This is a genomic window from Pedobacter ghigonis (assembly GCF_903166585.1).
GTDB classification, from domain to species: Bacteria; Bacteroidota; Bacteroidia; order Sphingobacteriales; family Sphingobacteriaceae; genus Pedobacter; species Pedobacter ghigonis.
This window is the reverse complement of sequence record NZ_CAESCM010000003.1, coordinates 447,161-463,377: the sequence shown is the minus strand read 5'-3', so window position 1 is coordinate 463,377 and position 16,217 is coordinate 447,161. Positions and strand designations below refer to the sequence as shown.

At 40.1% G+C, this 16,217-nt stretch carries 11 protein-coding genes; 5 read left to right on the top strand and 6 right to left on the bottom strand.

Annotated features, from left to right (window positions below; genetic code table 11):
* Positions 1-42 precede the first annotated feature (42 nt).
* Both HWV58_RS07415 and HWV58_RS07410 read left to right on the top strand, forming a co-directional pair.
* Positions 43-1,956: an AAA domain-containing protein gene (locus HWV58_RS07415; protein WP_175633475.1), complete on the top strand. Its 1,914-nt coding sequence runs from the start codon at positions 43-45 to the stop codon at positions 1,954-1,956.
* Positions 1,957-2,116: 160 nt separating this feature from the next.
* The gene (locus HWV58_RS07410) at positions 2,117-2,494 is read left to right on the top strand and encodes a response regulator (RefSeq protein WP_175633474.1); all 378 of its coding nucleotides are present in this window, start codon (positions 2,117-2,119) and stop codon (positions 2,492-2,494) included.
* 95 nt (positions 2,495-2,589) lie between these two features.
* Here the strand turns inward: HWV58_RS07410 and topB are convergent, their stop codons facing one another.
* Positions 2,590-4,443, bottom strand: a complete 1,854-nt coding sequence (topB, locus tag HWV58_RS07405) for a DNA topoisomerase III (protein WP_175633473.1) — start codon at positions 4,441-4,443, stop codon at positions 2,590-2,592.
* Between the two features lie 459 nt (positions 4,444-4,902).
* Here topB and HWV58_RS07400 point away from each other — a divergent pair, with 459 nt between their 5' ends.
* Complete coding sequence (locus HWV58_RS07400) at positions 4,903-5,346, top strand: hypothetical protein (RefSeq protein WP_175633472.1); 444 nt, start codon at positions 4,903-4,905, stop codon at positions 5,344-5,346.
* Here the strand turns inward: HWV58_RS07400 and HWV58_RS07395 are convergent.
* From HWV58_RS07395 to HWV58_RS07385, 3 genes are all read right to left on the bottom strand, one after another.
* Positions 5,343-6,128 (bottom strand): murein L,D-transpeptidase catalytic domain family protein, encoded by a 786-nt coding sequence (locus HWV58_RS07395; RefSeq protein ID WP_175633471.1) that lies wholly within the window; start codon positions 6,126-6,128, stop codon positions 5,343-5,345. The genes HWV58_RS07400 and HWV58_RS07395 overlap by 4 nt on opposite strands.
* Before the next feature lie 1,212 nt (positions 6,129-7,340).
* Entirely contained in the window at positions 7,341-9,248 is a 1,908-nt protein-coding gene (locus HWV58_RS07390; protein ID WP_175633470.1) for a DUF3857 domain-containing transglutaminase family protein, read from the bottom strand.
* 6 nt (positions 9,249-9,254) lie between these two features.
* Positions 9,255-11,222, bottom strand: coding sequence for a DUF3857 domain-containing protein (locus HWV58_RS07385; protein ID WP_175633469.1), 1,968 nt, complete (start codon positions 11,220-11,222; stop codon positions 9,255-9,257).
* Positions 11,223-11,406: 184 nt separating this feature from the next.
* Between HWV58_RS07385 and HWV58_RS07380 the strand changes: the two genes are divergently transcribed.
* Together HWV58_RS07380 and HWV58_RS07375 are read left to right on the top strand one after the other, a co-directional pair.
* Positions 11,407-12,360 (top strand): exonuclease domain-containing protein, encoded by a 954-nt coding sequence (locus HWV58_RS07380; RefSeq protein ID WP_175633468.1) that lies wholly within the window; start codon positions 11,407-11,409, stop codon positions 12,358-12,360.
* Positions 12,361-12,477: 117 nt separating this feature from the next.
* Complete coding sequence (locus HWV58_RS07375; RefSeq protein WP_175633467.1) at positions 12,478-14,337, top strand: M1 family metallopeptidase; 1,860 nt, start codon at positions 12,478-12,480, stop codon at positions 14,335-14,337.
* Here HWV58_RS07375 and HWV58_RS07370 read toward each other — a convergent pair.
* Positions 14,334-15,185: a hypothetical protein gene (locus tag HWV58_RS07370; protein ID WP_175633466.1), complete on the bottom strand. Its 852-nt coding sequence runs from the start codon at positions 15,183-15,185 to the stop codon at positions 14,334-14,336. The genes HWV58_RS07375 and HWV58_RS07370 overlap by 4 nt on opposite strands.
* Positions 15,186-16,121 (bottom strand): tRNA epoxyqueuosine(34) reductase QueG, encoded by a 936-nt coding sequence (gene queG, locus HWV58_RS07365; protein ID WP_175633465.1) that lies wholly within the window; start codon positions 16,119-16,121, stop codon positions 15,186-15,188.
* Positions 16,122-16,217: the final 96 nt, after the last annotated feature.

Here is a 16,217-nt window from a genome sequence, read left to right as displayed (position 1 = left end):
AGTTTAACAGTTAAGCCATTCAACAATTAAACACTTCATCTATTGCCAAAAGAATATTTTAAACAACTTCAGGATTTGCTCAATATAGAGCGCGAAGAAGATTTACAGTCTTATTTAAAGCTTACCGAAAATACTTCTGCGGTCGATAGGAGGGCATTGGGCTTAACCTGGTACCCTATAGCCATCAGAAATACGGAGATAGGCAGAGGTGATTACCTTACCGTAGAACTCGAACGCACTACGCATCAGGATTTTTCGCATCAGTTCAGGTTTGGATCATCGGTGGTTTTGTTTTCCAATCACGATGCCAAAGAAGACCGCATTGAAGGGGTAATTACCCACCAGAGCGGCAGTCGGATGAAAATTACTTTCAGGGTAGATGAACTGCCCGATTGGACAAGAGATGGAAAACTAGGGGTTGATTTGTTGTTTGATAACAACAGTTACGACGAAATGCAGGCTGCCCTAAAACAGGCTACACATTTAGCCGAAAACGAGTCAGAAAATAAACTGATCCGCATTTTAACACAGGGCGATAAACCTTCCTTCCGTGGCGAAGAGAAGTTTATAATTCCCAACACCTTAAACGAATCGCAACAGCTTGCGGTTAATAAGATCATTTCGGCCGATCATCTGGCCATTGTACATGGGCCGCCGGGTACCGGAAAAACCACTACACTTGTTCACGCCATTAAATCGTTGGCTAAACATAGCGATCAAAAGATTTTAGTGGTAGCGCCCAGCAATACTGCTGTTGATTTGCTGACCGAAAAATTAGCTGCCGAAGGATTAAAGGTAATCCGGGTAGGCAATCCGGCCAGGGTATCAGAAAAATTGCTTGCGGCTACACTTGATCATCAAATGGCTGGTCACCCGGATATGAAAACCATTAAAGCGCTTAAGAAACAGGCCAGCGAGTATAAAAACATGGCCCACAAATATAAGCGTAGCTTTGGTAAAGCAGAACGCGACCAAAGGAAAGCCTTGTTTGATGAAGCCCATAAAATTGGCAGGGAGGTAGAAAAAACAGAGCAGTATATTATGGATAACCTGTTTACCAAAGCCCAGATTATTACGGCAACTTTGGTTGGTGCAAACCATTATACCGTACGTAACTTAAAATACCAAACCATTGTAATTGATGAAGCCGGACAAGCATTGGAACCTGCTTGCTGGATACCCATATTAAAAGCACAAAAAGTAATTTTGGCTGGCGATCACTTTCAGCTTTCGCCCACAATAAAATCAAACGAAGCATCCAGAAATGGCTTAGGCAATACTTTACTCGAAAAAACTGTAGGCCTTCATCCTGAATCGGTTGTGTTGTTAAACGAACAATACCGGATGAATAAGGATATTATGGGTTATTCTTCTAAAGTATTTTATAAGGATGCATTACAGGCACATCATTCGGTGGCTAATCAGTTGCTTTTTGCAAATGATGCACCCATTAATTTTATGGATACTGCCGGTTGTAGTTTTGAAGAAAAATTAGACGGAACCAGTACCACAAACCCTGATGAGGCTTCTTTTTTGATCAGACACTTAACACATCTGGTAGAAAATTTGCTGGCAGCAAATAATCCGGCTCCGTTTCCGTCGGTAGCCATTGTTTCTCCATACAAACAACAGGTACAAATTTTAAATTCCCTGATTAATGAAAATGACAGTTTAACACCTTACCGTAATCAAATTGCCGTAAACACCATCGATAGTTTTCAGGGGCAGGAGCGTGATGTGGTGTACATTAGTTTAACCAGGAGCAATGCCGAAGGCACAATCGGATTTTTATCAGATACCCGACGGATGAATGTGGCAATGACCAGGGCAAGAAAAAAGCTTGTGGTAATTGGTGATAGCGCTACATTGTCTAAATCAAAATTTTATGCAGATTTTATTGCATACACCGAAAAACTGGGCGGATACCACAGCGCATGGGAGTTTATGGACCTGTAAGGAAATAATAAGATCAGTTGAAGTGAAAAGACAATAAAATCATTATTTTTACCTGTGTCATCTTAATCCCCAGGAATCTAAATGCCAGAATAAGTGCAATTTGCAGTATGATGCTATGGCTAACCTGGATGAAGTATAGGTAAATTACATTTTTTCCGAAATGGTTGAAAACATTAAAATTCTAATTGCCGATGATAGTGAGCTGATGAGGCTCTTACTGAAGCGGATTTTTGCTAAATGGATAAAATCTCCGGTCATTTCCGAAAGGAGTAATCTGTCCGATACGATGGAGTTACTGGGCAAGGAGCAGTTTGATTTTGTACTTTTAGATATTAATATGCCTAAAGGAGACAGTTCTCCAAACATAGTAAGAGAAATGCTGAGCATACAGCCAGCTCTTAAAATCTGTATGTTTAGCGGCAACGACAAGGCCGCACTCGAACAAAATTTTTTAGCGGCAGGCGCAATTGGCTTTATTCAAAAAGACGAAAACCTGAGCACATCGTTGGAGCAGTTAATTAAAAAAACCTTTAATTGAGAAACTGTTTAAATCTCTGCGCAATATCAAATGGGCGAGACACTGCCCAAAGCACCTGACAGAGCTGTGAATTTTTATTCGTTTTTAAACAGTTTCTAAGCTTTTTCCAGCTTCTTTTCTTCATTAATCTTACCCGAAATAGTTGCTCCGGCAATCAGCAATTCGTTGGTGATCATTTTGGTATATTCGGTAATTTCTGATTTAAAATCTTTTACCGACGATCCCGACCTGATTTCTTCGAGCCTTTTTTCCCATTGCCCGGTAAGCTCGGCCTGTGCAATTTGCTTGTCTTTCACCACCTCATAAACGGCCAGCCCCTTATTGGTTGGTACCAGATTTCGTTTTTCGCGGGTAATGTACTCGCGGGTAATTAAGGTTTCTATAATCGAAGCACGTGTTGCGGGTGTACCTAAACCACTATCTTTCATGGCATAACGCAACTCCTCATCTTCAATCTCTTTACCACAGGTTTCGAGGGCTTTTAGCAGAGATGCTTCGTTATACATTGATTTAGGCTTGGTTTGTTTCTCCAGCAGTGTTTTTTCGTTGATAGGTAAAAGTTCGCCAACAACTACTTTAGGTAGTGCAGCATTATCTTCATCCTTTTTATCATCTTCCGGATCGTTAAATACCGCCCTCCAGCCCGCCGAACGGATTACTGTTCCGTTAGCAACGAAAGTAACACCCGATTGAATGGTAATTTTGGTCAGGTCTTTCAGACATTCCTGGTGAAAAGCCTCAATCATCCGGCCAACTACCATGTCGTAAACTGCCTGTTTATCTGGACTAAGTCCGTAAGCTTGCTCGCCCGTTGGTAAAACGGCATGGTGATCGGTTACTTTTTTTGCATTAACACTTCTTTTGTTCAATGTTACGGTTTGTAAAAACTGCGCCTGTTTTCCAAAATCAGGATGATCGGTAAATTTAGCAATCAAATCAGGCACGCCGGCGTACACATCATCGCCAATATAGCGTGAGCCTGTACGTGGATAAGAAACGAGCTTGCTCTCGTATAAATTCTGTAAAATATTAAGGGTTTGATCGGCTGTATAGCCTTTCTTCTTATTGGCCTCCTGTTGTAAGCTACTTAAATCGTGCAATAACGGAGGTGGTTCCTTTCGTGGTTTGGCCTCTACAGCGGTAATATTACCACCAGTAGGGAAACCCGATGCCACATCTTCTACCAGGGCAAAAAGTTTTTCAACTTCTTCTTTATCCTTGTAGTTTGAGGTAGATACGGCCTTAAACACCTGTTCATCTTTGCTTAACAGAATAGCGATTTGATAATAGGTTTGCGGTACAAAATTTTTAATCTCCAGGTAGCGCGCACAAATCATGGCAAGAGTAGGCGTTTGCACGCGGCCAAGCGAAAGCACAGTACGGTTTCCTGCCGAAATACTTAAGGCCTGCGTGGCATTCATACCAACCAACCAATCAGATTCAGAGCGGCAGTGGGCAGAATTAAATAAAGTATCGTAATCGGTTCCCGGTTTTAAATTCCTGAAACCATCTTTTATAGCTTCATCTGTTTGAGAGGAAATCCACAGGCGTTTAAACGGTTTTTTACATTTTAGGAAGTAATAAATGTACCGGAAGATTAATTCACCTTCACGCCCGGCATCCGTTGCTACAATAATTTCTGTAGCCTCATCAAAAAGTTTCTTAATGGTATCGAGCTGCTTTTTTACTGCAGGATCATCAACAAAGCCATCTTTGGTTTTGATTTTACGGATAGCCAGTTTAAATTTTTGTGGCAGCATGGGTAAATGTTGCTTACGCCAGCCAATAAAACCATAATCCTGTGGTGGTGCCAATTGCAGTAAATGACCGAATGCCCAGGTAAAAGAATAGCCTTTACCCTCAATGTATCCGTCTTTTCTGGTGGTTGCCCCGAAAACTTTAGCAAGCTCACGGCCAACAGATGGCTTTTCTGCAATTACAATCTTCATTAAATAGTCTTATCTTTTCAAACCTCAAATATGCTTAAAATAATGGCAAAGGGCTCAATAAAATTACTCACAATAGGCCGCTGGCCGATCTTAATGTAATGGCCTGGTATGGATTTGGTTAAATGTCAAAGGTTTACAGTCGTTTTTTTGGTTCCAGTTATCTTTATCAAAAAAAAGCGCGCTACAGCTTATAGATTTAATTGAAGAATAAGGCTGAAATCATCATTTTACTTTGATTTGTTGCTGCGCACTGCAGGAAGGTTTCAAAGTAACTTTGATTTGCCGCTGCGCACGGCAGGAAGGTTTCAAAGTAAAATGGACAATTTAAGCTTATTAAGGCTTTACGCATTGTAAGCAAACAAAAGAGGGGGCTATTTGTCCATGTTGTAGATTTAATATGAATGGGATTAACAAATTGCCGGTATTTTACTCTAATTATAAAAAACGGATTAAGCCTGAATGGAGAAAACTTACGAACTGGAAGGAGAACTGATTAAAGTAGGCCTCGAACCGAAAATTATCAGGGTGTATAGTAATGCTGCTTTATGGCAATACCTGAGTGTTAGGCCAGATATTCGTTTTAACCAACTTGCAGATACTATTAAAGCCGATTATAAAACCGAGTTTGGGCAAGGGCTTGCCATTAGTAACCGCTCGTTAATTGCGGAGATTTTGGTACACGTGTATTGCGATTACCTGGGTTTGTCTTTTAACCGTTTGGTAAAGGTAAAGTGGATTCAAAGCCTGGTTAAAAAGCTGTTGAAACGAGCCGAAGTGGTTGATTGTGGCGAAAAGGAAGCAGACGGAAACAGATGGGTATGGGATTTACTTGCCCCATGCACACCCGTTTTTATCAAACTCCTGCCCAAAAATATGAATGCAAAAAATATTAAGCACCATTAATCAACCTGTGCGGCTAAAACTCCTTCCTGATTTAAGGCTACGCTAGCCGCCAGTGTTTCGTTTAAAAAAGAAGAATGGTATAATTGATCGGAATTATTGATAAACAATACTGTGCGATCGGATATGTTGTTAATTACCTGATCGGCCAGTTTCGCTGATACCGCCGGACAGCCCTGACTTCTGCCTAAGCGGCCAAGTTCATTGATGGTATGCTGAGAAACATAATCAGCACCATGTACCACAATTGATCTTTCGCGTGCTTTATTGTTAAAACCCTGGTCCATACCATCTAATTTAAGCGAACGCCCATGCTTTCCATAATAGATTTCGCCGGTTACATAAAAACCCAAACTGCTTTGGTTAGAGTTTACGCTGTTCGAAAAATGTGCAGGTTTATCGCCGCCACTGTTTTGTCCATGCGCAACCCAGGTATTCATAATCAGCTTTTTCTGTGCTAAATCGATGATGTACAATCGCTTTTTGGTGCTTTCCTGGTCGAAATCGGCGATGGTTAAAATGGATTTGGCACTTAATAAACCCGAATATTTCATGTTATAGAAACCGGTTAGTGCCTTTTCGAAAACCTGTTCGTTTAATCCCGCCGAATCGAGATGAACGCTATGGTAGAGGTTGGTAATATATTGATTGTAGAGGCTATCGGCAGCAATGTTTTTTACCGCCTGTTGTTGTGTTTGTGGAAGCTCCACGGCTTTCCAACTTGTTCCGACAATGCTCATCCCCACTAAAAAAATCGCAGCAATGCCCAGGATTTGTTTCTTCATTCAGTATTGTTTGATAATGAGTTATTTATACGGTGGTTTCTCCCGAATGTTGCCCTAACAGGAAATATGGACCTGGAAACAGGGTTTGTTTTACACTCTTGTGACTTAAAATGGTAAGATATAGCTTTGAGGAATAAGGAGTTGAGTGGTTTAAATGGGTTGGATGTTGCTTAAGTTTCCAGCAGATTTCGAAGACGGCGCTGATGTATTGGGTTCTATTATTCTGTGTTGATTATCTTAAATCCGTGGGAAAGGAATTGAATGTATTGCACTTTATAGTTCCCGCAGATTTCGCAGAGACCGCTGAATGAGATTGGTACATTTATCAGCGCTAATCTTCTTTAATCCGCGGGAGAAAATAATTTAATGTATTGGGCATTGTTGTTCCCGCAGATAGTGCTGATTATTATTCTGTGTTGATTATCTTAAATCCGTGGGAAAGGAATTGAATACATAGCACTTTATAGTTCCCGCAGATTTCGCAGAGACCGCTGATTGAGATTGGTACATTTATCAGCGTTGATCTTCTTAAATCGGCGGGAGAAAATAATTTAATGTATTGAACTTTGTTGTTCCCGCAGATTTCGCAGAGATCGCTGATTGAGATTGGTTCATTTATCAGCGTTGATCTTCTTAAATCCACGGGAGAAAATAATTTAATGTATTGGGCTTTGTTATTCCCGCAGATTTCGCAGAGATCGCTGATTGAGATTGGTCCATTTATCAGCGTTGATCTTCTTAAATCGGCGGGAGAAAATAATTTAATGTATTGGGCTTTGTTGTTCCCGCAGATTTCACAGACTGCGCTGATGTATTGGGTTCTATTATTCTGCGTTGATTATCTTAAATCCGTGGGAAAAGAATTGAATGTATTGAGCTTTATAGTTCCCGCAGATTTCGCAGAGACCGCTGATTGAGATTGGTCCATTTATCAGCGTTGATCTTCTTAAATCCGCGGGAGAAAATAATTTAATGTATTGAGCTTTGTTGTTCCCGCAGATTTCACAGAAAAAGACGCAGATTGTGTTAATATCTATTCTGTATGAAAAAAAGCTATAACAAATCTTTAAATCTAATTACCTACTTTTGGCGTATAATTACAATCTATGCCAAACCAAGAAAATGATTATTCGTTCTGGACGAAATACAAAAGATTTGCCTCTACTGAAATCTTAATGTACCTGATCATGATTATTGGTATCGCCCTCGGAATTATTTTTTTAAGCTAAGCGCCAGTTTCAGGTAATCGGCTCCGTTTACGTCGTTAATAAACTTCGAAAATTCTTCGTACTGGTTTGCCGGAAAGGTGCCATCGTTTAACACAAATTTGCGGTAATAAGTAAGTTTATTGCCACTAACGCTGGTTTTGCTGGTGTACTGACCAAAAGCACTCTTGAAAGTCTTATCCTGTGCTGCAATTAAGCTTGTATCTACGCCGTCAGGAAGGGTATAAACAATCGTATCTTCATCGGTATAGCCGCGGTTAATATACACAGGCAGGGTTCTGTTCCTGATTTCGGGTGCCGATTTTTTAATGTTAAAGGCATTAACCTGCAAAAACATCTTATCACCATTTACAGGAGCATAATTTCTGATATTAAGGCTCACTTCTTCAGTTAGTTTCGGATCGGCATCTTTCTTTTGTGCCAAAACCACTGCATCAAAATCAATGTTATCGATATTGTAGGCTTCTTTTAATAGCTTATGCTGCTCTGTTACCGATTTGCCAATCAGCGATTCCTGGTTGTCGTATTGTGCACCTGAATAAACGGTATTCATTTTACCCGATATGCTTCCGTTGCTGGCAATGATTAGGTTAGCTGTTCTGATTTGCTTGTTTTCGGCTGTGGTTAGCTTAGGAGTATGTAGCAATTTGCCACCATCGGCAGTGCAAGCCAATACCAGTCTGTCGTCGGTAAAATCGCTTAAAAACCCAAATGGTATTTTCTGACTGGTGCATTCGAGCCAGGTAGTATCGCCTTTTAAAGGCATACACAGGATGATGTGGTTGCCCTGAGCCATGCTTGCATAATTCGGGTTCAGGCTTTTCTTTTCCGAGCCGGCTTCTACTACGCAATAGTACGAATCAATATCGGCGGCTTTTAGTAAGCTCTGCATGTAATTAACCAGTGCTTTACAATCGCCATAGCCCAATCGGTCTACCTCGCTGGCAGCAATGGGCTGGAAACCACCAATCCCGATCTGTACGCTAATGTATCTTGTTTTTTCCTGCAGGTATTGGTAAATTTTACGGGCTTTATCTTTATCTGTTTTTTCTGCTTTTACCAGGTCTTTAACCATTTGTACGGTAGCGGGCGATAATGGCGTGCGGGTAATTAACAAATCGTCGTATATCCATTTGCCCAGATCCTGCCAGCTGGTGTAATTGCCTTTATGACCATAGTAGTAAAACTCTTGCGGGGCAATTTGAATGCTGGTGCGGTAAGTTTCGGGGTCAGGGCTATAGGGCTCGGTTCTCACTGCTAAAACATTGTTAACTTTCCAGGTGCTTTTCTTCTGTTTCTCATCTGTGATCACTTCTGGCACGCCACTGTAGTTCTGTGTTTTTATCCTTACCTGATCAGTTGGTTTGCTGATAAAAGTATAGCTGCTCTTTTCTACCGAAACATCGTTGGCTGGTTTGGGAGTCCAGTCGGGGATAAGCAGGTTTTGTTTGTTTCTGATTTCGTAATTGTAAACTACGGTATAAGGGTACTGGCTTACCGATGGCAAATAATGCTTCACACGGCTATCTACAAAAAGCGAGAAACCATCGGCTGCACTTACATCTGTAAAATCATTCTGGGTAAACTTATTGGTTAACTTGCCCACAGCATTGTAAACTTCACCTTTTATACTTTTTATGGAGATGTTTTTATCATAAAAGATTACAAGGCGTGCTTCATCTTCACCATTTTCGTTAAAAACAGTGATCGCTTTTTTAACGCTCATCATCACATTATCCGGCGAGCGCATATCGATGGTGGTTTCTTCGTTACGGATGCAGGCATTGGCGCGGTTACGCAAATTGGCAGGAACAAGGTCGGTATCGTAATTATCCTGGGCAAAGCCAGTAAAAGAAGCGAGCAATAAAAGGGAAAAGGTAAGTAGTATTCTCATTTTAGTTTACTTCTTTAATAAAAATTCTGTCTTTTGGTTTTGGATAATCCTGCTGTAAAATTCTTTAAGGAAAAGATATTCATCTGGCTGGTAAATAGCATTGTTAAACTGTAAAACCTGATTTAAGCTAATGCTGTCTTCTTCTAATTTGCTCGACAAAATATATCTGCCACCATTATTTGGTAAAGCAATAGCCATATCTTTTGGCTTTTCCTGCAACTGGTATTTGGCTGGTAAAGTAATATTCAGGGTAATGCGTTCGTCAGATCCTGCACCCAAATCAACCGGGTAGGTACGCTCATTTAAGTTGAAAGGGTTTTTGGAAATCGGATTGATGAAAAAAGGACTGAAATAAAACTGATTCTGGTTCGAACCATCGTTTATGGTAAACTCCACTTCGTATTTTTCAGTCAGCAGGTTTTCTACGCTATCAAGATTCGAGATCTGGTGATCTGTTATTTTAATCCGCGTTAAGCGTTCATCCAGCTTTTCTACATATTCATCTGGCGAAGTATAACGTAAAATATCGCGTCTTTTGTTAAATGCCGAGTAGCCCATCGAATGGGTGGTAAGTGTGCCTACAATTTTACCATCGGTGGTCATTTTTCCCGAAAGAATATAGTTGGTAACCGACTTCATGCTCGCTTTTAAGTCAATCCAGTATGACGGTTTTTTGAGGTTAATTACACGTCCCTGATCGTTAATGCACCTTAGTGGTAATAGTCCGAATGGTAAAAGTGGTTCTGTAGCATCTAGCAGATAACTTTTATCACCAATATTTACTTTGGCAACCAGATAGTTAAAGTCGCTCATTACGGGGTAAAGCTTGTTTACCGTTCCATTATCGCGTGTAGAAAGAATAACGGCTTCGGCATCTAAATCAGCAGCCGAAAGCGCAGCAATTAAACTCAGATTGATATCTGCTACGTTACCGGAGCGTGTTTCGAGTGCTTTTTTAATGTTATCGGGCGAGTACTTTCCGTAATAATTATCCCATTTGATCTGTTTTTTGATATAATTGAATACAGCCTTTGCTTTTTCGAGCTCATCAGAAGCACCTTTGGTAATTCCGGGGATAAGGTCTTTAAAAAGGTCTTTCCTTTTCATCTGCGAGCCCAGCGATTTATCAGTCGACAGCTCGTGGTCGATATCTTTCCAGGTTTTGGTATAAGAAGTTTTGCCTCCGTTTAAATTCTGAACATCGGAAAGCTCAAAATAAATCGCAGACTTAAAGTTACTGGGAGCCGTCATGTTGTCTTCCTCAATAAATGCAGGAATATTTTTCATGAGGTAAGTAATTTTCGAACAATCGATAGCGGCACCCGATAAGCGCAGGCATTCTTTGCTTAGCTCTACTTTTTGATCGGTAAGTTTTTGAAAGCCCCGTAACGAAACGTTATAGTTATAAATTCCGGGAATATAAACCAGGTATTCGCTGTTTACTTTAGGGATGTCGCCCTGAAATTCCCAGGTTTTAAAATTGAACAGGTTTGGCGATTTTAAAATGTAACTGTATTCGATTACCGAGCCTTCTTTCAAATTAGGAAGGGTAAATTTGGTTAAGCGGGTATATTTAGACCGGTTTTCGGTAAAAACTGCTTTTCTATCCATTACTGTTTCTACAAAGTTGTTATCGATTAAGTTAAAGGTAGAGGCCTTTAAATCGCTGATGGTTTCTTCGCGGCTATCATCCTTATACATTGGAATCACAATATTGGCTTCTTTAAAACCCTCTTTATTGTAGATTTTCATTTTTACATGGTGCTCAAAAACCAGTACAAGGCTATGCGTATTGTCATCGAGCTGTATAGATGCAGTACCAAATTCCTTTAAAACAATGGCATTGGCATTGCTATCAAGCGTTTTTCTGTCGAATTGATAATCATCGTGGGTAACAGCCCCGTAAGTAAAGTTTTGAGCGTAAGTGCTTAACGATAAAAAAAACAGGATAATCAGGGTGGATATATTCTTCATTAGAGCGTATATAAATTGGCGCAATTTAGGTGTAGCAATTAAGATTCTAAAATAATTTGAAAATTAAATTTATAAATTAATAAAGTGGTTTTATAGAACTAATGAAACCTTTTTAGCATTTTTGGAAAAAAGAATTTGACATGCCGATCCCAAATCTAATGTCGCTAATCTCACATCAAAAGAAATGAAATTAAATTTAAAGCGCCCTTTAGCATTTTTTGATTTAGAAGCTACTGGAATAAATGTTGGAGCCGATAGAATTGTAGAAATTGCAATTTTAAAAGCCATGCCAGATGGTTCTGAAACTGTTAAAACCTGGCGTGTAAATCCAGAAATGCCTATCCCTTTACAAACTTCCCTTATTCATGGCATTTACGATGAAGATATTGCAAATGAACCTACTTTCAAAGCTTTGGCTGTAGAAATTGCAGACTTTATTGGTGATAGCGATTTGGCTGGGTATAACTCGAATAAATTTGATATCCCTATGCTTTTAGAAGAATTTTTAAGAGCCGAGGTTGATTTTGATATGAACGACCGGAAGTTTGTGGATGTACAAAACATATTCCACCAAATGGAGCAACGCACCTTAAAGGCTGCCTATAAATTTTACTGTCAGGAGGATTTAGTTAATGCCCATGCTGCCGAAGCTGATGTAATTGCTACTTACAAAGTATTACTCGGACAATTGGAAATGTATAAAGAAACCGAGTTTGAAAACAAACAAGGGGAAAAAAGCATTCCTGTAGTGAATGACGTGGATGCACTCCATGTTTTTACCAATATCAATAAACCTGTTGATTTTGCCGGTCGTATGGTATACAACGATAATAATGAGGTATGCTTCAATTTCGGTAAACATAAAGGCAAAACAACTGCACAGGTGTTTGCTGTAGAGCCAAGCTATTACGCCTGGATGAAACAAGGCGATTTTCCGTTATACACTAAAAAGAAACTAGACGAGGAGTGGGCGAAGTTTAACGCTAAGAAGAACGAAAATAAAGGCGCCAGACCTCAGAACAGTGCACCAGCTAATAAACCACAATTTCAAAAAAGACCTCAGCCAAAACCAGAGAAACCTGCACAGCCAATCAACACGGATATGTTGGAGCAGCTGAAAATGAAATTTGGAAAGTAGATTGTTGGTTAATTGTTTAAATCGGTTAACTGGTTAATTGTTGTATTGCTTAATTAAATTGTTCAGTTAAATTAAGTCGAATGCTAAACGCCCAGCGCCATGCTCTAAGCCCTAAGAATGAAAATTATAAAGTTATTAAGCCTCTTACTGTGTTCAGCAATATGCGCCAATGCGCAAACGCAATTACCAATTGAGCCCGTATTTCAGCAAACCTATCAGAAGGAAACCCGGAGTACCAGTGGTAAGCCTGGTAAACATTACTGGCAAAATTCATCAAAGTATGATATTCAGGTAGATTTTAATCCGGTTAGCCGTTTGTTAAAAGGTAAAGTACAGGTTGTTTATACCAATAATAGCCCCGATACTTTAAAGGAAATCTGGTTTAAGCTTTACCCTAATCTTTACAAAAAAGGAACACCAAGGAAAGCCAAATTCTCGGAGTCTGATTTAGGCGAAGGTGTAACCATTGATAAGCTGGCTGCCAACGGTAAAACCATCACCGGTTTTAAAATTGACGGTACCAACATGACAGTCGACGTGCCTGCTGTGTTGCCCGGTAAAACCATTAGCTTTAGTGTTGACTATAATTATACTTTAAATAAGGGTTCGCATATGCGTACAGGTCAGGTAGATGAAGGATCTCACTTTGTGGCTTATTTCTTTCCGCGCATTGCTGTTTACGATGATGTAGACGGCTGGAACAAATTTCCCTATACCGGAGCGGAAGAGTTTTACAACGACTTCGACCAGTTTAATGCGGCCATTACTGTACCCGGCGGTTATGGCGTTTGGGCCACAGGTGATTTGAAAAATCCAAACGAGGTTTTTCAGAAAGATATTGTAGCCAGAATGTTATCGGCTGAGAAGAATGATGCTGTAATTGATGTGATTACAGGTAAAGATCTGGCTGATAAGAAAGTAACCCAGCCTAATGCGTTTAATACTTTTAAATTTGAAGCAAAAAATGTGACCGATTTTGTGTTCGCTTTGAGCGATCATTACCTCTGGAAATCGAGCAGTTTGGTGGTAGACCCCAAAACTAAACGACGTACCCGAGTGGACGCTGTTTTTAATCCAAAACACAAAGATTACTACGAAGTGATTGATTTTGCGCGTAAAACCGTCGAATCAATGAGTTATACTTTTCCGAAATGGCCTTTTCCATACAACCACGAAACGATTTTTGATGGTTTAGACCAGATGGAGTACCCGATGATGGTAAACGATAACCCGGTTGATAACCGTACTGATGCCATTACCCTAACCGACCACGAAATTTTCCATACCATGTTTCCGTTTTACATGGGTATTAACGAAACAAAATACGGTTGGATGGACGAAGGTTGGGCAACCATAGGTGAGTGGCTTATATCGCCGATGATTGATTCGACTATTGTTGATGAATATGGTGTGCAGCCAACAGCATCTACCTCGGGCGGTAAAGACGATAGCCCGATTATGACCTTAACTCCTGATTTGAAAGGATCGGGTACTTTCACCAATTCCTATCCTAAACCTGGTTTGGCTTATTTGTTTGTGAAAGATTATCTGGGCGATGAATTGTTTATTAAAGCTTTACATACCTATATCAGAAACTGGAACGGCAAGCATCCCATGCCATACGATTTCTTCAACAGCATGAACGAAGGTAGCGGCAAAAACTTAAACTGGTTTTGGAAAGCCTGGTTTTTTGAAAGTGGCGTAACTGATATGGCCATAAAAGCGGTAGATAAAAGCAGCAATGGTTATGTAATTACAATTGAAAATAAAAGCATTAAACCTTTGCCTATCGATTTAACTTTAACTTATGCTGATGGGAGTGCTGAAAAGCACCACAGTACCATTGGAGTTTGGGAAAAAGGTGATCAGCAGGTAAAAATTGAAATTAAAACCACTAAGAAACTATCCAAAGTAGTAATGGGAAGCGCACATGTACCCGATAAGGTTAAGAGCGATAATAGTTTCTCTGTAAACTAGTAGGATTTAAATATCGGATAATACGGCTTGTTAATCGGGCCTTCATTACTGAAAGCATCACATATTTCAGCCTCCTTTAAAACTTTTTTAAGGGAGGCTTTTTTATTGTTGATGTAAATTTTATTCTGGATTAACCTCAGTCCATGACTATAGTCGGCCCAGGTATTAGTATGCTTATTATAAACCGGCTGTATGGCTTTGCCATCTGGTTTATGCCAGCCATAAATTACTACCCTGGGTGTTGTTTCTCCGTAAATTTTATTCGAAATAATAATGTCTTTTTTATCTCCGGCAGTCAGGCTCCCCGGTTGATGATCAGGAAACAAGCTTTTAAGCTGCTGCTGTATTGAATCGGTATGCGCGATAAAAACAGGTAAGGTGGTCATTGCCCTTGTTGGTGGTATAGGTTGAGGGTTTAGTTTTATCGTAGCCTTGCTATAAATATGATCGACAATGGTTTTAGTAGGGAGCAAACATTTGGCAAGCCTTGCAACCTTTTGAGCCAATATGGGTGTCATCGGGACATAAAAATAATCGTTGTTATTGCCGATGGCAAAATAATCTGGAAGCACATAATAGCGGATTTGGTAAGTCTGATTACTTACCTGATTAGTCCACTGTGTGTCCATAGGCACCAGTTTTCTTAAGAAATCCGGGATGTTACCTTTTTTAATTTCCCTGAATATGATTTTTTCACGATTCACTAAGCTGAGACTGCTATCGCTGATACTAAGTGCAAATGCTTTGCCGGTTAAGGCATTTAATTTTCTTTTGGGGAGTTTGAGCTCCTGAGCGCTTGCAAAGGAGAAAGTTGTAAGCAACAATAAAACAGTGAGCAAACCTTTCATTTATTCAGGCTTTAAAAAATCAATATTCCGTTTTAACCCGGCAAACTTAGTACGTTTAACTGCAGAGCCTTTGAAAACCTTTTTAAAAACTTCGTCAGTTATTTCAGTCAGGTCTTTGGCGTTCAAATCCAGCAAACCATTTTCGGGTTTAAAGGCTGCTTCATTATGTACTTTCGAAAAGCGGTTCCAGGGGCAAACATCCTGACAAATGTCGCAGCCAAACATCCAGTTGCTCATCTTGTCTTTAAATTCGCCAGGGATCTCGTTTTTAAGCTCAATGGTTAGGTAAGATATGCATTTGGTACCATCAACAACCTGTGGGGCAATAATCGCATCCGTTGGACAGGCATCCAAACACCGTGTGCAGCTACCACAGTAATCGGCCTGGTAAGGGTGGTCGTAATCCAGCTCCAGATCTATAATTAACTCGGCCAGAAAGAAAAAAGAACCGTTGTTTTTGCTAATCAGGTTCGAATTTTTACCAATCCAGCCAATACCCGATTTTTTTGCCCAGGCACGATCTAAAACCGGTGCCGAATCTACAAAAGCCCTGCCCGAAACCTCACCAATGTTCGTTTCTATAAAATGGGTAAGTTCTTTAAGCTTATCTTTTATTACGGTATGGTAATCTTGTCCGTAAGCGTATTTAGAGATTTTTGGCGCATTGGGGTCATTTTGTGTTTCGTTTGTATAGTAGTTTAACGAAAGTGAGATCACCGATTTTGCACCGTCAACCAACAGCCTCGGGTCGAGTCGCTTATCGAAGTAGTTTTCCATGTACTTCATTTCGCCATGGTGGTTTTGGCTCAGCCATTTCTCCAGGCGTGGCGCTTCTTCCTCCAGAAATTCTGCTTTCGCAATACCGCACGACAGAAAGCCCAAACGGAGCGCTTCGTCTTTTATCAGTTGACTATATTTTGCAGAATTGTTATACACCAGTTTGCAAAGATAAGGCTTAGCATTAAAACATTTTTACTAATCGCTTGTTCTAAATACAGAAACTAAAAAATAGCTTATAGTTTTTTAAGAACC